16 protein-coding genes are annotated in these 16,667 nt (G+C 72.7%); 8 read left to right on the forward strand and 8 right to left on the reverse strand.

From position 1 onward, the window contains the following. The first annotated feature begins 47 nt into the window (after positions 1 to 47). The gene (locus tag DEJ48_RS01210; RefSeq protein ID WP_150213629.1) at positions 48 to 1,073 is read left to right on the forward strand and encodes a tetratricopeptide repeat protein; all 1,026 of its coding nucleotides are present in this window, start codon (positions 48 to 50) and stop codon (positions 1,071 to 1,073) included. Here DEJ48_RS01210 and DEJ48_RS01215 read toward each other — a convergent pair. Then, a complete protein-coding gene (locus DEJ48_RS01215; protein WP_150213632.1) occupies positions 1,063 to 1,449 on the reverse strand; it encodes a PPOX class F420-dependent oxidoreductase in 387 nt (128 codons plus the stop codon). The two genes, DEJ48_RS01210 and DEJ48_RS01215, sit on opposite strands and share 11 nt — an antisense overlap. 55 nt (positions 1,450 to 1,504) lie before the next feature. Here DEJ48_RS01215 and DEJ48_RS01220 point away from each other — a divergent pair, with 55 nt between their 5' ends. Genes DEJ48_RS01220 through DEJ48_RS01230 form a run of 3 tightly spaced genes read left to right on the forward strand, consistent with a single transcriptional unit; the run spans position 1,505 to position 3,409 of the window. Next, a complete protein-coding gene (locus DEJ48_RS01220) occupies positions 1,505 to 2,101 on the forward strand; it encodes a CGNR zinc finger domain-containing protein (RefSeq protein WP_150213634.1) in 597 nt (198 codons plus the stop codon). Continuing rightward, complete coding sequence (locus DEJ48_RS01225; protein WP_150213636.1) at positions 2,101 to 2,829, forward strand: MerR family transcriptional regulator; 729 nt, start codon at positions 2,101 to 2,103, stop codon at positions 2,827 to 2,829. The genes DEJ48_RS01220 and DEJ48_RS01225 overlap by 1 nt, the downstream gene beginning before the upstream one ends. Before the next feature lie 55 nt (positions 2,830 to 2,884). Further along, positions 2,885 to 3,409 (forward strand): hypothetical protein, encoded by a 525-nt coding sequence (locus DEJ48_RS01230; RefSeq protein ID WP_150213638.1) that lies wholly within the window; start codon positions 2,885 to 2,887, stop codon positions 3,407 to 3,409. 24 nt (positions 3,410 to 3,433) lie between these two features. Here DEJ48_RS01230 and DEJ48_RS01235 read toward each other — a convergent pair whose 3' ends face one another. Further along, entirely contained in the window at positions 3,434 to 3,763 is a 330-nt protein-coding gene (locus DEJ48_RS01235) for a DUF952 domain-containing protein (RefSeq protein WP_150213640.1), read from the reverse strand. Positions 3,764 to 3,798: 35 nt separating this feature from the next. Further along, positions 3,799 to 4,662, reverse strand: coding sequence for an ABC transporter substrate-binding protein (locus DEJ48_RS01240; RefSeq protein ID WP_150213641.1), 864 nt, complete (start codon positions 4,660 to 4,662; stop codon positions 3,799 to 3,801). Between the two features lie 233 nt (positions 4,663 to 4,895). Between DEJ48_RS01240 and DEJ48_RS01245 the strand changes: the two genes are divergently transcribed. Further along, on the forward strand, positions 4,896 to 5,513 hold the full coding sequence (locus DEJ48_RS01245) for an NADPH-dependent FMN reductase (RefSeq protein ID WP_150213643.1): 618 nt from the start codon (positions 4,896 to 4,898) through the stop codon (positions 5,511 to 5,513). A gap of 37 nt (positions 5,514 to 5,550) precedes the next feature. Here the strand turns inward: DEJ48_RS01245 and DEJ48_RS01250 are convergent, their stop codons facing one another. The 4 genes from DEJ48_RS01250 to DEJ48_RS01265 all read right to left on the reverse strand — a co-directional run bounded on the left by DEJ48_RS01250 (position 5,551) and on the right by DEJ48_RS01265 (position 9,766). Next, on the reverse strand, positions 5,551 to 6,471 hold the full coding sequence (locus tag DEJ48_RS01250; RefSeq protein ID WP_150213645.1) for an aminoglycoside phosphotransferase family protein: 921 nt from the start codon (positions 6,469 to 6,471) through the stop codon (positions 5,551 to 5,553). A gap of 107 nt (positions 6,472 to 6,578) precedes the next feature. Next, a complete protein-coding gene (locus DEJ48_RS01255; protein ID WP_150213647.1) occupies positions 6,579 to 6,935 on the reverse strand; it encodes a hypothetical protein in 357 nt (118 codons plus the stop codon). Positions 6,936 to 6,983: 48 nt separating this feature from the next. Further along, positions 6,984 to 7,796 carry a maleylpyruvate isomerase family mycothiol-dependent enzyme gene (locus tag DEJ48_RS01260; RefSeq protein ID WP_150213649.1) on the reverse strand — a complete coding sequence of 271 codons (813 nt, stop codon included), beginning with the start codon at positions 7,794 to 7,796 and terminating at the stop codon, positions 6,984 to 6,986. Positions 7,797 to 7,909: 113 nt separating this feature from the next. Continuing rightward, a complete protein-coding gene (locus DEJ48_RS01265) occupies positions 7,910 to 9,766 on the reverse strand; it encodes an ABC transporter ATP-binding protein (RefSeq protein WP_223832413.1) in 1,857 nt (618 codons plus the stop codon). Between the two features lie 381 nt (positions 9,767 to 10,147). Here DEJ48_RS01265 and DEJ48_RS01270 point away from each other — a divergent pair, with 381 nt between their 5' ends. Continuing rightward, on the forward strand, positions 10,148 to 12,616 hold the full coding sequence (locus DEJ48_RS01270; protein ID WP_150213653.1) for an ATP-binding protein: 2,469 nt from the start codon (positions 10,148 to 10,150) through the stop codon (positions 12,614 to 12,616). Positions 12,617 to 12,699: 83 nt separating this feature from the next. Here the strand turns inward: DEJ48_RS01270 and DEJ48_RS01275 are convergent, their stop codons facing one another. Further along, positions 12,700 to 14,109: an ROK family protein gene (locus tag DEJ48_RS01275; RefSeq protein ID WP_150213655.1), complete on the reverse strand. Its 1,410-nt coding sequence runs from the start codon at positions 14,107 to 14,109 to the stop codon at positions 12,700 to 12,702. A 195-nt stretch (positions 14,110 to 14,304) separates the two neighbouring features. Between DEJ48_RS01275 and DEJ48_RS01280 the strand changes: the two genes are divergently transcribed. After that, positions 14,305 to 15,627 carry an ABC transporter substrate-binding protein gene (locus tag DEJ48_RS01280; RefSeq protein WP_150213657.1) on the forward strand — a complete coding sequence of 441 codons (1,323 nt, stop codon included), beginning with the start codon at positions 14,305 to 14,307 and terminating at the stop codon, positions 15,625 to 15,627. Positions 15,628 to 15,651: 24 nt separating this feature from the next. Further along, complete coding sequence (locus tag DEJ48_RS01285) at positions 15,652 to 16,647, forward strand: carbohydrate ABC transporter permease (protein ID WP_150213659.1); 996 nt, start codon at positions 15,652 to 15,654, stop codon at positions 16,645 to 16,647. The last annotated feature ends 20 nt before the right edge of the window (positions 16,648 to 16,667 follow it).

The following is a 16,667-nucleotide window of genomic DNA, read 5'->3' on the forward strand; positions in this document are numbered from 1 at the left end:
CTTTTTGATCATGTCGGTTTGCCGAACGATCGAAAGGCTTCGCATCGATGTACGTCAAGGCATTCGCCCCGGAGTACCAGGGCGAGCTGGGCTCGGAGCTGAGCGTGAACTCCTCTTACGAGGACGTGCGCGCGTCGGCCGGCCGTGCGCTGTCCCGGGCGGACGGCGCGGCCGAGCGGGCGCGCGCGGCGCTGGCGCTCGCGGAGGCGAGCAGGCGGCTGGGCCGGGTCGACGACGCGGGTGCCGCGTGGCGGCAGAGCTACCGCAGCGCCCGCGCCGCCGGGGACGCGGGGGCCATGGCGTGGGCGCTGTGGAGTGGCGGCACGCTCGCGCGGCAGTGCGGGGCGCTGCGGCTCGCGCGGCGGCTGCTCGCCCACTCCGTGGAGCTGGCATCGGGCAGCGGTGACCGGCTCGCCCACGGTTACGCGCTCGCGGGTCTCGCCGAGACGGGACGCATCCAGGGGGACTACGCGGCCGTCGCAGCGCTCCACGAGGAACTGCTCGAACAGGGGCGGGCGCGCGGCGAGGCGCGGCACATGGTGTGGGCGATGACCGGCATCGCGCAGATGCACCGCAACCGCGGCGATCACGCGAAGGCCCTGGAGCTGTTCGAGGAGTCGGTGCGGATCGCGACCGACGCGGACGACGCGCGGGGACGCGCCTGGTCGCTGCGGGGCGTGGCCGACGTGCTGTCCCTGCGGGGTGATCCGGACCGCGCCCTGGAGCTGCTCTCCGAGGCGGAGACCGTGTGCCGGGCCATGGACCTGGCGAGCGCGCTCGCCTACAACCACAAGATGCGCGGCAACGTCCTGTACCGCGCCGGGCGTTACGAGGCGGCTCTGGAGACGTACTCCGGCGCCCTCGACGAGTTCACCGCGATGCGCGAGCCGCGCGGCACCGCGCTCTCCCGGCTCGGCCTGGCCAAGTGCCGGGCGCGGCTGGGGCGCGACCGGGAGGCGACGCTCGCCGAACTGGCGACCCTTGAGGCGGACTTCGACCGCATGGGACTGCGGCACGCCCGCGACATGGTCGTCGCGTTCCGGGCCGAGGAGGCGCCCGCCGTCACGGTGTGAGCGTGATGCGGATCCCGACCGTGCCTTTCAGGCCTCGCCGGACCCGGCTGCCGAAGAGCGTGAGGAAGCCGATCACCCCGTACTTGTGCAGGATGAGGGTGCGGTAGCGGGCGGTGACGTCGGGCGGGCAGATCTCGGCGGTGGCGGGCACCTGCTCGCCGGTCGGCCTGCCCCGTACGTCGCACGGACCGACCATGACGTCCGCGCGCCGGCGGATGCGCTTCACCTTCCAGGATTCGCCGGGCGTCCAAATGCCGAGGGCGTCGCCGTCCTCGACGACCCAGACGGGGGTCGGCACCAGGGTGCCGTCCTTCCGGTAGGTGCTGACCAGCAGGTACTTTCCGGAGCTGAGCTGTGCCAGCGAGGTGTCGGGCATGCCGAGAGTCTAGGGCGCCCGGCGGGCGGGTCGCGTAACTCCTTATATTGGTTACATGGAACAGTCCCCCGGTCTCGTGCTGCGCTCCCACAGCGGGTCCACCTACCGCTTCGACCCCGGGGCGCTCTGTCTGGAACTCCTGCCGACCGGCGGCCCGGGCGAGTTCCGGCGGTACGAGGTGCTGCACGCGCCCGGCGACCTGACCGACTGGGCAGGGCGGTCACGGCTGACGCCCACCCCGGTCCTCCAGGTCTCCGACGCCGAGGTGACGGACGCGCGGCGGCTGCGGGACGCGCTGTTCCGCGTGGCGACCGCGCGGGCCCACGAGGAGGCCGCGGACCCGGCCGACATCGCGACCGTCAACGCGGCGGCGGCCCACGCGCCGCTGGTCCCCGCCGTCGGCCCGGACGGCGGGCGCGCCTGGGCCGGCCCCGCGGACGGCACCCGGCTCCTCGCCACCGTCGCGCGGGACGCGGTGGACCTGCTGACGGGACCGTTCGCCCACCGCATCCGCACCTGTTCGGCCGGGGACTGCGCCCTGGTCTACGTCGACACCTCGCGCCCCGGCCGTCGGCGCTGGTGCTCGATGGAACACTGCGGCAACCGCCACAAGGTGCGGACACTGCGTGCGCGCCGCTCCGAGGAGAGCTGATGCCGGTGCGCCCGTTGCGGCCGGTCGATCTGGCGCGCGCTGTCGGCGTCTCCCCGCAGCAGATCCGCGTCTACGCCGACGCGGGCATCCTGCCGTCCGTCCCGCGCTCCCCCGCCGGGTACCGCACCTTCGACGCCGCTCACTTGCAGGCCCTGTACGCGTACCGGGCCCTGGCGCGCGGCCACGGTCCGGGTACGGCCCGGGACGTCATGCGGGCGGTCCACGCGGGAGAGGTGCCGCGGGCGCTCGCGCTCGTCGACGCCGGGCACGCGCTCCTGCACGAGCAGCGCGCCTCCCTGCGGACGACCGGCGAGGCTCTGGCGGCGGTGGCGGAGGACGCGCCCTCCGCTCCGGCCCTGCCGCGCGCCCGGCTGCGCATCGGGGAGGTGGCGGCCCATCTGGGCGTGCGCACCTCGGCCCTGCGGGTCTGGGAGGCGGCCGGTCTCCTGACGCCCTCCCGCGACCCGGTCACGCACTACCGCTCGTACCTTCCGGCCGACGTGCGCGACGCCCGGATCATCCACATGCTGCGGCAGAGCCACTACCTCCTGGCGCAGATCCGCCCGGTCCTGGACGACCTGCGCCGCAGCGGCGGCGTCGGCGCGCTCCGCACGGCCCTGGCGCAGCGGGAAGCGGCGCTGGACCTGCGGTCCCGGGCCATGCTGGAGGGAGCGGCCCATCTGCACCGCTGTCTCACCAACCCGGAATCCGCCGCGGAGCCGCGCTGACCAGCGGCGTATGCTCCGGATGCGTGGAGACGCGGAAGATCGGGGGCGGGACTTCATGGAGCGAGTCGACCGGCGGCGGAGACTGTCGTGTCTCGGGGTCGCACTGCTCGCCTTGATCCTCCTGGGCGGCAGTGTCGCCTGGCTGTTCCGCGACGAGCTGTTCCACCCCTTCGGTGACGTGCGGGCATGCGAGGGAAGCGATGCGGAACTGCCCGGCGTGATCGTCGCAGGGGGCGCGACGCTCCCCGCCGACGCCTCCGACGTGCACTACTACACGAAGGGCGGCACCGTCGAAGTCACCTTCACGAGCGACCGGGTACCGGACTACCTCCACCGCACCGGCATCCTCCCCGAGGACGGGGACCTGTTCGACGAGAAGTACGGCGAGAAGGGTGTTGCCGCCGACGAGATCGAGCTCCCCGAGGGCCTGTGCGGGTCATCTCTGCGCGGCCCGGTCCGGGACTTCCACCCCACCGGCCCCGGGGGCCACGCCGTCAGCGTCACGGTCGAGACCTCGCCCATCGCCCCGGACCTCCTGCGCAGCCCGGCACGCACCGTGATCACTTTCGACCTCCCCTGAACATCATGGTGCGACGCCCGGCGGCTACGCCGCACTCCACGGGGACACCTCGACCACCGCGTCCACCGGCAACGGCCCGTAGAGGTGCGGGAACTCCACTCCGCCGGGCCGAGGCGCCTCGAACCGCACCGGCGCGGTGAGACGTTCGCTGTCGATGCCGAGGACCACCAGTTCGTCGGGCCCGTCGTACCCCCCGTAGAGGAACGCGGCGACCCCCGGCAGCTGTTCGGGCAGCGAGCAGTGGATGAACCCCACTTCGTCCAGCGTCTTGCCGCGGGTCGACATTTCGTACGTCCCGGTTCTCCGCGCGGCGTCCCACAGGGCGCGCTCGGTGATGTGCAGCAGTCGTGTCATGGAGCCACGGTACGTGGACGGCGCGTACGTCGACGTCAGGGCCGGACGGCCTTCAGCGCGTCGGCGACGGCGGTGTGGAAGCGGGCGTGCTCCCTCGCGCTCGGCGGCAGTTCGGGGTTCCAGGAGAGGGTGGGGACGTGCGACCCGAGGGCGTCCCCGAGGGGCGCCGCGTTGCCCCGTACGTCGGTGAGGACGAGGTCGGGCTCCAGCGCGGCCGCCTCGGCCCAGGTCGTCGTGGACCAGTTCGCGCCCTGCCCCGGCTCGGGGTCCACGAGGCCGACGCCGAGCCCGGCGAGCGCGGCGAGGTCGGGCCACGCGTACGGCCTCGCCAGGTGGACGGAGTCGGGGCCCGCCGGGGAGAGGGCGAGCACGCGCGAACGCACGGGTCCCACGGCGGAGGCGGTCAACCGCCGCTCGGCGACGGCCAGTTCGGCGTCCGCCTCGGGGTCCGGCTCGGCGCCCAGGCTGCGCGCGAGGGCGGTGAGACGGTCTCTGATCCCGGTGAGGCTGCGGCCGCCGCCGACGTCGAGCACGACGAGCGGGATCTGCTCCTCCAGGTGTTTCGCGGCCTCCGGGTCGATGCCGTAGACCTGGCCGCCGCCGTAGGTGAGCGCCACGACCAGGTCGGGCCTCGCGGCGAGGAGGGCGTCGAGGTCGAGTGCGGGGCCCGCGCCGAAGTAGGGGAGGCCGGCGAGGGGGAGGCTGCCCGTCTTGGCCGGGTCGGGCAGGGCCGGGTCGTCGTGCGCGGAACCGAAGACGCCGACGGGGCGTATGCCGTGGTCGTGCAGGGCCGCGCCGGTCGGTACGTAGGCGACGAGGCGGGACGGGCGGCGCGCGGTCCTCACCAGGTGGTCCCTGTCGTCGGTGAACTCCCAGTCGCTGGCCGTGTGTTGTGCCATGATCTCCGACTCCTCCTGCCGTCCCGTGCCGTGGCCTGTCCCGCCGTGGCCGTCCCGCTGCTACCTGCCCGGGCGCACCCCGGCGTACACGGGTCGACCCCCTCGCTCCGCCGGTGGGCCTAGGCCTCGCGCAGGTACCGATCCCGGTCGAGCGACAGATGCGGAGGCGGGATGCGGGTTCGTAGGTTCGTCGGTGTCAGGCGCCAGCGCGCACCGAGCCGGGGAGGCACATCATGAACACGCACGACACGCAGGGGACCGTCAGGGAGAGGCGCGACGAGAACGCGGAGGCCCTCAAGCTGGCCGTCGTCGTCGCGAGCACGCGGGAGGGCCGCTTCGCGCCGACGGTCGCCGCCTGGTTCCTGCGCCAGGCCGCGCACCGCCACGATCTGGACGTCGACGTGATCGACCTCGCGGAGGCGCGCCTGCCGGAAGACCTGTCCGGACGGCCGGGCCCGGAGGCCGCCCGCGTCGCCGCGCGCATCGACGCGGCGGACGCGTTCGTCATCGTCACGCCCGAGTACAACCACAGCTTCCCCGCACCCCTCAAGACCGCGCTCGACTGGCACTACGCGGAGTGGCGCGCCAAGCCGGTGGGCTTCGTCAGCTACGGCGGCCTGTCGGGCGGCCTGCGCGCCGTCGAACACCTGCGGCAGATCTTCGCGGAGCTCCACGCGGTGACGGTGCGCGACACCGTGAGCTTCCACGGCGCGCGGAGTTGCTTCGACGGGGCCGGCGAGCCGCTCGATCCGACCGGCCCGGAGACCGCGGCCAAGACGATGCTCGACCAGCTCGCGTGGTGGGGCCGCACCTTGCGGGCAGGCAGGACGGTGCACCCGTATACAGCTTGAGCCCGCGCTCACACCGCGGCACGGTGCGCCCGCGCACCTACGACAGCTGTGCGTGGAGGTCGTGGTCCGCGAGGACCGCGTCGATGATGCGACGGTTGACGGCAGCCTGCTCCTCGTCCGAGTCGATGCACGCGGACAGGACCAGCAGCGCCTTCCACAGCGCCCAGCCGCGGGCCCTCGCCCAGGTCCCGGCGTCCTGGCCGACGGCCGCACGGAACGCCTCCCGGCTCTCGCCGTCGAACATGCCCCACGCGGCCACGAGGTCGCAGGCGGGGTCGCCGACGCCCGACGTGCCGAAGTCGATGACGGCGGTGAGCTTGCCGCCCTCCACCAGCAGGTTCCCGGGGGCGACATCGCCGTGGAACCACACGGGGGTCCCGCGCCACTCGGCGGCCAGGGCGGCGTCCCACACGGCCGCCGCCCGGACGGTGTCGACCCTGCCTTCGAGCGCGGCGAGGCACCGGCGGGTCTCGTCGTCGTAATGGGCGGGTGACGCTCCCCGGTACCAGCTGTGCTCGCCGGCGAGCGGCCCGCCGGTGGTGTCGCAGCGTTGCAGCGCGAGGAGGAACTCGGCGACCGACACGGCGAATCGGGGCATGTCGTCGATGTGCCCGCGCGCCGCCGTCTCACCGGTCAGCCAGCCGCGTACGGACCACGGATGGGGGTAGCCCTCCCCCGGCTCGCCCTTGGCGAGCACCGGAGGAACGTCGACGGGCAGCGACGGCGCGAGGCGCGGCAGCCAGGCGTTCTCCTTGGCCACCGCGGGCACGTATCCGGCGGCGGTGGGCAGCCGGACCGTCTTGTCGTCGCCCAGGCGGTACGTCCGGTTGTCCCAGCCGTCGACCTCGACCGGCGTCACGGGCAGCTCGCTCCACTGCGGGAACTGGGCGGCGATCAGCCGTCGGACCAAGGCGGCGTCGATGCCGGCGCGTCCGTCGGGTGCGGGGGTGGAAACCATCCGGGAATCATCGCGCCGGGGCGGGCGGGCGGCAAAGCATTTTCCCGGGCCCGGCGTGCGGCAACACACCTCCCACGGTGCTCACACCGCCCCCTCCCCCTGGGCATTCACGCCGGGAGCCAGCGCTCCGCCGCCTCCACGCTGTCGCCGACCCCGCTGTTGAACGCGAGGTCCGCCTGCGGGGCATGCCGCCGGACGAGGTTAACGATCCGTTCGAAGAGCGGGACCAGTTGCTCCGTCTTGCGGATGCCCCCGCCGATGACCACCACGTCCCAGGCACGCTCGGACAGCGATGCCACGAGCGCCTCCTCGGTCGCCGCGTCGAACGTCACCAGGGCGACGCCGGCATCGATGCCGCGCTCCCGGAACCGTGCCGACTCCGCGTCCAACGCGGCGATGACGGCCTCGGCATCGGTGCCGGGCAGCGCTTTCGGGTCGTAACCCACAACAAGTACACGAGACATGGCGGACACCCTAGCCGCGACGATCAAGGAACGGACCGCCGCCCGGGCTCAGCTCCGCAGCCAGTCCCCCGCGCCCCGCACCCAGTCGGCGAACAGGGCCTCGTCGCCGAGGACTTCGATGCCGTCGGCGGGCGTCGGGGTGCGGCGTTGGTAGAGGAGGAGCAGAAGGTCGGTGAGCGGGCCGCGCACGGCCGTGGTCGACTTCTTGTGGGCGTGCGAGACGGTGATCGGCGCCCCGGTGAGGTCGATCAGCCACTCCCCCGTCCCTTCCGGGGCGTCCGTGGCGTGGAAGTGCAGCGTGCGGCCTGGACGCAGCAGCGCCCGCATCTCGTCCTCCGACGCGTAGGCCTGGGGCAGCGTGCTGAACTCCAGCCACTCTTCGAGGCCGTCGAGGGCGACGTCGGGGTCGAGGGTGTACGTTCCGCCGACCGCGGCGGTCGCGTCGAAGCGGTGGACGACCGTCTCGTACGTCATGCGGCGCGCCCAGAAGAGGGGCGTGCCGCCCGGCGCGACGGTCCAGACCCGCACCTCGGGTCCCGCCTCGCGCAGCGTGTCCGCGAACCGGGCCGCGCCTTCGGTGAGCCAGGCGGACAGCGCGGGGACGTCGTCGTCCGCTTCGGGCGTGACGAGGTTGACCTGCTCGTCCGGCACGGGTCCGGTGGCCCGCGTCCGGACGACCGTCTCGGCCCAGCGGTGCGCGCCGCCCACGTGGCGCAGCAGGTGGGCGAGGGTCCAGCCGGGGCAGCCGGGCACGGGCGCGGTGGCGTCGGCACCCGCGATGGTCGACGTCAACTGGGCGGTCTGGTCGATGATTCGGTCGGCGTAGCGGTCGTGGACCGCGTGAAGGCTCGGACGCGTCATGGCGTCACGGTAGACCACGGACCGCAACGTGCCGGGCACGAACCATGGGCTCGTGAGGACGGGTGAGGGGGCGGGGGCCGGCGCAGGGGGCGAGGTCATCGCCCGGTCGTCGGTCATGCGGACTTCACCGAGGCCGGCGAACTCGCCGCCGTCTCCGCACCCGTGGACGCGGCCGAACCCACGGACGTCTCCCCTACCACCGGTCCGGCCGTCGTCGCCAGGAACTGGGTTGCCGCCAGTTCCCCGTACAACGGGTCCGCCGCCACCAGTTCCGCGTGCGTGCCCACCGCGCGCACCTTTCCCGCGTCCATCACCACGATCCGGTCGGCCAGCGTCACCGTCGACAGGCGGTGGGCCACCACCAGGACCGTGACCTCGCGCGACACCTCCGCCACCACGTCCCGCAGCGCCAGTTCGTTGACCGCGTCCAGCTGTGAGGTCGCCTCGTCGAGCAGGAGCAGGCGGGGTTTCCGCAGCAGCGCCCTCGCGATCGCCACCCGCTGGCGCTCGCCGCCCGACAGTTTGGAGCCCCGGTGGCCGACGACCGTCTCCAGGCCCTCGGGCAACCGCTCCACGACCGCGTCGAGCCGGGCCCGCACCAGCACGTCCCGGATCTCCGGTTCCGTGGCGCGCGGCGCCGCGAAGAGGAGGTTCTCGCGCAGGGTGCCCGCGAGTACGGGCGCGTCCTGCTCCACGTATCCGATGGCGGCCCGCAGTTCGGCCAGCGGCCACTCCCGTACGTCCGTGCCGTCGACCAGGACCCGGCCGCCCGTCACCTCGTAGAACCGCTCGATCAGACCGAACACGGTCGTCTTGCCCGCGCCCGACGGTCCGACGAATGCCGTCATGCCCGGCCCTGGCACGTCGAAGCTCACGCCGTGATGGACGTACGGGAGGTCGTCGCGGTAGCGGAACGTCACGTCGTCGAAGGCGACGGACGCGGCGACGGCGAAGGCGTCGGCCTCGACGTCGGCGTCACCGTCGGGGGCTGCCGTCGTCGGTGCGGGTCGCCGCGCCCCGTCAAGGGGGCCGCTCTCCGTCCGCTCCGTCTCCAGGCGTTCCGCCTGTACGATCCGCGCGATGGCCGCCGACCCCACCTGGTACTGCGACGCCGCCTCGACCAGCCGCGACACCGGGTCGATCAGATAGAAGAGGAAGAGCAGGAACGCCACCAGCGTCGAGACGGAGATCGCGCCCGACGCGACCCGCGCGCCGCCGATCCCGAGCACCGCAAGGAACGACACCTGCACCGCGAGACCGACCGAACTCCACGCCACCGACTGCCACTTGGCCGACCGCACCCCGTGCCGCCACGCCTCCTGCGCGGCCGCCTCCACCGCGGCCGACTCGCGCTCCTCGGCACCGGAGGCCTTCAGGGTACGGAAGGCGCCGAACGCCCGCTCCAGCGCCGTGGAGATAGTCCCCACCGCCTCCTGCGCACGCTGCGTCGCCCGCGCGATCTTCGGCATGACCAGGGAGACCGCGCCGCCGATCAGCACGATCACACCGAGCGTGACGCCGAGCAGCGCCGGGTCCATCAGCCCCATCATCACGATCGTCGCGACGAAGGTGAGTCCTCCGGAGGCCGCGGACACCACGGACTGGGTCGTCACCGCCCGCAGCAGCGTCGTGTCCGAGGTGACGCGTGACATCAGATCACCCGGCTGGGTCCGCTCCACTTCCCCGAGACGCAGTCTCAGCAGCCGTCCGATGAGGGTCCGTCGGGCGGCGAGCACCACCGACTCGGCGGTGCGCTCCAGTACGTACGCCCCGACGGACTCGATCGCGGTGCCGAGCACCACCAGCGCGGTGAGCAGGATCAGGATTCCGGCGATGGAGTCGTCGCCGCCGAGCCGGTCCACCAGTGACTTGGCCGCCAGCGGCTGGGCGAGTCCGGTCGCCGAGCCGATCAGCGTCAGGAAGGCGCCCAGCGCGACGGCGCCCCGGTGCGGGCGGAAGTGGCGGTACAGGGCGCGCCAGGTCTCCTTCGCGGGGAGTCGTTCCGGCTTCTCGGGGGCCGGGGCCTCGGCGCCTGCGGGGGACGTGGGTCTGGGGGTGGGAGCTGCGTCGGTCACGTCGGACAGGACGCGGCTGCGGCTGATCCACCTGACTGAGATGTAGGCACCATCGAACAGGGATGCGAGGAGTCGCCGTCCCGCATGATTCGGTCCGCACGTCACTACCCGGGCCGCCGGAGGGGAGTTAGTCGATCAGCCGCATGCGGTGCAGAGACGATTCTGCACAGGGACTCGCGGTGTGAGACACGCGAGCGGGAGTGGTGGTCCGGAGTGCGAGGGCGAGGACGCGGAGAAGGGCGGGCGCGAGGACGCGGTCATGAGGAGGGCGTCGGAGTGCTCGTCGGACGGGCCGAGGAGCTGGGCGCGCTCCGCGGGATGCTCGCCCGGGGCCGACTCGTGACCGTCGTGGGCGGCGCTGGCATCGGCAAGAGTTTGCTCGCCGAGCACGCGGCCGCCGCGGTCGGGAGTTCGATGCCGGACGGTGTGGTGCGGGTGCGGTGGTGGGACGGCATCCCCGCGCGGCGGCGGTCGGTCGCGGAGGCGGTCGTGGAGGCGGTGGACGGTGGGAGGGAGCGGACGGCCGACGGGGTGGGCGTGTCGGGGTCCGACGGTGTCGTCGCGCTCACGGACCGCCTGCGGTCGCGGCGGATGCTCGTGGTGCTGGACGACTTCGATCCGGTACGCGGTGAGTGTGTACGTGTCGTACGGGCACTCCTCGACGGAGCCCCGGACGTGCGGATCCTGGCCGCGGGGCGTCATCCGCTGGGCCTGGGCGAGGAGGCGGTGCTGCGGCTAGGGCCACTGGGGGGTGGGGTGCGTGGAGGTGTTACCGACGCCGCGGAGTACGTGGGCGTCGGCGCGGCTGAGAACGCTGACGCTGCGGCCCAGGTTGACGCCGACGCGGCCTGTGCCGAGCACACCGAGCACATCGAGCACGCCCAGCACACCGAGCGCACCGGCCGAGCCGACGACGCGGACTCTGCCGACTTCACCCCGGTCACCGCCGGTCCCGCCGCCACGCTCTTCCTCACGCGGATGCGGGACGCCAGGCGCCGCGCGGGCCACGACACGCCTCCCCGCGGCCGTCCCGGCGGCTCCCGCCACACGCCCGGCGACCACGTGGACGAGGTGCGGCTGGCGGACGACATCTGTCGGCGGCTCGAAGGGACACCGCTGGCCATCGAGCTGGCGGCGGCGCAGGCAGCGCAGTACTCGCTGCCCCAGCTCGCCCTCATGCTGAAGACCGCGCAGGGCTGGCTCGGCGTGGCGGACGCGCGGCTGCGCAGGCACAGGTCGTTGCGCGCGGCCGTCGGAGCGGGGTACGCGCTGTGCGGCTCGGCGGAACGGACCGTATGGGCCCGGCTCAGCGTGTTCGCCGGGAACTTCGACGAGGACGCGGCCGCGTACGTGTGCTCGGGCGGCGGCCTCGACGCCCAGGACGTACCGGCGTCGCTGGCCCGCCTGGTGCTCGCCTCGGTCCTGGAACCGGTCCGCGACCCCGGTGGCGTCCTCTCCCCGCGCTACCGCATGTCCGCCGCGGTCCGCGGGTTCGGCGCCGAGCGGCTGCAGTCGGCCGGGGAGACGGCCGCGGCGGTCAGCCGTCACCTGTACTGGTACGGCCATGTCGCCTCCACCGCACACCACTTGTGGAGCAGCGGGCTGCACGAGGAGGCCGCCGCGCTCGTCCGCGACGACGAGGCCGACCTGCGCGCGGCCCTGGCCAGGGAGCCGAGCGTCACGGACCCGGCGTCGACGACGCTGGCGGTCGCCGTGGACCTGTGGTTCTGGTGGGCGGTGTGCGGTCACGCGGAAGAGGGCCGCGCGCTGCTGCGCCGCCTGCTGCCGCTCGTCCGGTCCGACACGCGGGTGTGCGGGCAGGCGATGTGGCTGGCGGGCTGGCTCGCCGTGTGCGCCGGCTCCCCGGCACCGGAGGCGGCCGAACTGCTGGGCCAGGCCTGGCGGGTGGCCATGTTCGCCGGGGACGACGCGACCGTGGGGCGGGTCTCGCACGTGCTCGGCGCGATGGCCCTCGCGGACGGGCGGACCGAGCGGGCCATCGCCCACCTGCGGGCGGCCGCCGACACGATTCCCGTGCACGCGGAGCACGGGCCCCCGGCGGCTGTCAGCTGGGCGCTGCTGGCGGTGGCGCAGGCCGAGATCAGGCCGGGCGACGCGCGACGCAGCATCCGGCGCGCCTCGGCGGGTCCGCAGGCCCGCCATGACGTCTGGACCCGGTCGATGACGCAGTACGCGCAGGCTTTCGTCGACCACTTCCGAGGCCGCCGCAGCCGCGCATGGCGCAGGGCGCACAAGGCGCTGGCCGGGGCGGTGGGAGTGGGAGGCGCGGCGTCCGAAGCGGCTGAGGGAAACACTGCACTCCACCGCGCCGCCAAAGGCACGGCGCCCCAGCGATCCGGGGAAGGTCCTGCGTCCGAGCGGGCCGGGGAAAACCCGGCGTGCATGCAGCTCGAAGAAGGCCCCGCGCCCAAGCAGCCCGAAGAAGGGCCCGGATCCAAGCAGCCCGGAGAAAGCCCCGCATCCAGGCAGCCCGGGGAGAATCCGGCGTCCGGGGAAGGCCCCGCGTCCGGAAAGAGCCCGGCGGCCGAGCGGTCCGTAGTCGCCATGACCGGGCCGCCCGGCGCCGCGCTCATCCACCAGCTGATCGCCGACATCGAGTCGGGCCCACCGCCGACGCGGTCGGCGCCCCAGCCCGCGACGGTAGGCCAGGAGGACGCACCCGACGGCACCTCGTCGCGGTGCGGCTCACACCCACCCGACGTACCCGCATCGGGCCCGCTATAAGAACCCCGAGCGGCCCAAGTGCTCCCAGTGCCCCGCCCCGACTCACCCTTACCGCACCGCCAAGCACCCCGCCCGACACCCCCTCACCGCACCCCCCGCCCCTCCAACACCACCTGCCAGTCCGGTACCCCCGGCGTCGTCGCCTCCGTGCGTGAGGGGGTCGCGCGACGGCCGCCTCGGGTGAAGAAGTCGGCCAGGGGGAGCGTCGCCGCGCCCACCGTGACGGCGTCGGGGCCCAGTTGGCCGAGGTCGACCTTCGCGCGGGCCGCCGGGTGGCGGAGCGCGTACGACTCGGCGTACCGGCGGACGGCGGGCAGCAGGTGCGGGCCCAGTTGGAGGCCGGCCCAGCCGCCGACGAGAACGCGTTCGGGACCGAAGAGGTTGATGAGGTCGGAGATGCCCGCGCCGAGGTACTCCGCGGTCTCGTCGAGCACGGCGACCGCGACAGGATCGGGCGTGCCGCCCTCCCGCGGATACGCCGCCGCGAGCAGCGCGCTCACCCCCGTCTCCTCGTCCGCGCCGGACGGCAGCACACCGCCCGCCTCCTGCCAGCGCGCGAGCAGCGCCTCGGCGCCCGCGTAGGCCTCCAGGCAGCCGCGCGCCCCGCACCGGCAGCGGCGGCCACGGACGTTCACGGTCAGGTGGCCCCACTCGGCGGGGCCGCCACGCGCCCCGCCGTGGATGACGCCCCCGGTGACGACACACGCGCCCACACCGGAACCGATCAGCACGATCGCCGCGTCCTGTGCGCCCCGGCCGCCGCCGAACCACATCTCGGCCTGGCCGAGGGCGCGGGCTCCGTTGTCCACGAAGTAGGCCGTGTCCGGCGGGAGTTCGATCGCCTCACGCAGCATGCGTTCCAGCGGGACCGCGTCCCAGCCGATGGTCTGGCCGTGCACCACCGTGCCGCCCACACCAACCGCGGCACCCACGCCACTCGCGCCACCCCCGCCGCCCGCACCGCCGCCCCCTTCGTCCCGGTCGACGATGCCCGGCACGCCGACCCCCACGCCGATCAGGCCCCCGTGCGGCACGCCGGTCGTCGTGGAACCGTCCGGCGCGCCGGGTTCGATGCCCGCCTCGGCCGCGACCTCCGCCACGCCTTCCGCGATGTGGCGGACGACCGTCTCCACATCGTGCCCCGAGTCCGTCAACGGGCGTTCCGTGCGCGCGAGTTCCGTCAGCGCGAGGTCGAACGCCTCCACGCGGACCCGCGTCTCCCCCACGTCGACGCCGATGAGGCGGCCGCTCGACGGGGCGACGCGCAGCAGCGTGCGGGGGCGGCCGCCGTCGGACTCGACGCTCCCCGCCTCCTCCAGGATGCCGTCCGCGGTGAGTTCGGCGACGACGTTGCTCACGGAACCCGAACTGAGTCCGGTCGCGGGGCCAAGCGCCTGCCGGCTCATCGGCCCACCGAAATACAACCGTTGCAACACCGACGCCCGGTTGCCCACTCGCAGGTCGCGCACCGTTCGACTGCTCCGCTCGGCCATGTGGCTCCTCTCCGATCGGCAACATACCCGTGCGCGACCCCTTGACGCGACTTTCTCTCAGGTTTTAACTCACGTCCTAAATTAAGTCGTGAATCCGTTCAGACGTCGAAGTCGAAGACGAAGTCGGCGCCTCTGCACGCCTGTTCTCCTCACTCCTCATTCCCGTTCATCCACCACGAAAGGGACGGATCCGTCATGCGCAGACTCCGAGCCTTGGCAGCTCTCGCCACCGTGACCGCTCTCTCCGGTGCCACCCTCACGGCCTGCGGCGGCGGCACGAGCACCGGCGGCGAGGGCAGCAACGCCTCGCCCAAGACGCTCACTTACTGGGCCTCCAACCAGGGGCCGAACATCGCGGCGGACAAGAAGATCCTCACGCCCGAGCTGAAGAAGTTCGAGCAGCAGACGGGGATCAAGGTCAAGCTGGAGGTCATCCCCTGGTCCGACCTGCTCAACCGGATCCTCGCCGCGACCACGTCGGGGCAGGGCCCCGACGTCCTCAACATCGGCAACACCTGGTCGTCCTCGCTCCAGGCCACCGGCGCCCTGCTGCCCTGGGACGCCGAGAACTTCAAGGCGATCGGCGGCAAGGACCGCTTCGTCGACGCGGCGCTCGGCTCGACGGGCACCGAGGGCAAGGACCCGGCTGCGGTGCCGCTGTACTCACTGTCGTACGCCCTCTACTACAACAAGGCCATGTTCAAGGAGGCGGGCATCAGCAAGCCGCCCGCCACCTGGGACGACCTCGTCACCGTCGGCAAGAAGCTCTCCAAGGACGGCAAGTGGGCGCTCGGCGCGGAGGGTTCGAACCTGGTGAACAACATCCACCAGGCCTTCGCCCTCGGCAAACAGCACGGCGCGGACTTCTTCGACGCGCAGGGCAAGCCGACCTTCACCTCGAACGGTGCGGTGTCCGCCGTGAAGCAGTACGTCGACTTCATGGCCAAGGACAAGATCATCGCACCGGGCAACGCCGAGTACGCGCAGAACCAGTCGCTGCGGGACTTCGCGCAGGGCAAGACGGCGATGGTGCTGTGGCAGGCCGCGGCGACCACGTTCGAGGCGCAGGGCATGAAGCCCGACGACTGGGGAGTGGCCCCCGTGCCCGTGGCCTCCGGGAAGCCCGGTGCTGAGCGGCAGGTCAACTCGATGGTCGCGGGCATCAATCTCGCCGTCTTCAAGAACACCGACAACCTCGACGGCGCCCGCAAGTTCGTGAAGTTCATGACGAGCGACGCCGAACAGGCCCATCTCAACAAGGCGTACGGGTCGATCCCGCCGGTCACCGCCGCGCAGAAGGACGCCGCCTTCGACCGCCAGGACACCGCTGTGCTGCGCGACACGCTCCGCAAGAGCGCGGCGCCGCTGCCGCAGGTGCCCAACGAATCGCAGTTCGAGACGTCGGTGGGCACGGCCATCAAGAAGCTGTTCGCCGACGCGGCGGCGGGCAGGCCGGTCACCACGGAGTCCGTGAAGTCCGAGCTGTCCAAGGCGCAGCAGCAGATGCCGAAGAGCTGAGAGCCGAGAGTCGAGAGCCGACCCGTGACCACCCTCACCACACCACCGCCCTCCAAGGAGCGGGCCGCGCCGCCCGCCGGCAAGCGCCCCTCACGACTGCGCCTGCCCGCCCGCCTGCGCCGCGTCTCGCTCCCCTACCTCCTGCTGCTCCCCGCCCTGCTCCTCGAACTCGTCGTCCACCTCATACCGATGGGCGTCGGCATCGTGATGAGCTTCAAGGAGCTCACGCAGTTCTTCATCCGCGACTGGGGCGCCGCCCCCTGGACCGGCCTGGACAACTACAAGCTGTCGGTGGACTTCGACGCCCCGGTCGGCGAGGCGCTGCTGCACTCGTTCTTCGTGACCGTCGCGTTCACCGTGCTGTCCGTGGGCCTGTGCTGGCTGATCGGCACGGCCGCCGCCGTCTTCATGCAGGAGCACTTCCGCGGCCGCGGTCTGCTGCGGGCCGTCTTCCTGATCCCGTACGCGCTGCCGGTGTACGCGGCGGTCATCACCTGGTCGTTCATGTTCCAGCGCGACACCGGTCTGATCAACCACGTGCTGCACGACCAGCTGGGGCTCACCGACAGCCGCCCGTTCTGGCTCATCGGCGACAACAGTTTCGTCGCGCTGCTGACCGTGTCGGTGTGGAAGGGCTGGCCGTTCGCCTTCCTCATCGTCATGGCGGGGCTCCAGAACATCCCCAAGGAGCAGTACGAGGCCGCGGCGATCGACGGTGCGGGGATGTGGCAGCAGGTGCGGCGCATCACGCTGCCGTCGCTGCGCCCCGTGAACCAGGTCCTCGTCCTGGTGCTCTTCCTGTGGACGTTCAACGACTTCAACACGCCGTACGTCCTGTTCGGCAAGTCGGCGCCCGAGGCCGCCGACCTCATCTCCATCCACATCTACCAGTCGTCGTTCGTCACCTGGAACTTCGGCACAGGATCCGCCATGTCGGTCCTGCTGCTGCTCTTCCTTCTCCTGGTGACGGCCGGCTATCTCCTGGTGACCTCGCGGGGAAGGAAGACCGCCGATGTCTAGCCGTGCACCGGGGGCGAGCC

It is taken from the genome of Streptomyces venezuelae (assembly GCF_008642315.1).
In the GTDB taxonomy this organism is placed as follows: domain Bacteria; phylum Actinomycetota; class Actinomycetes; order Streptomycetales; family Streptomycetaceae; genus Streptomyces; species Streptomyces venezuelae_D.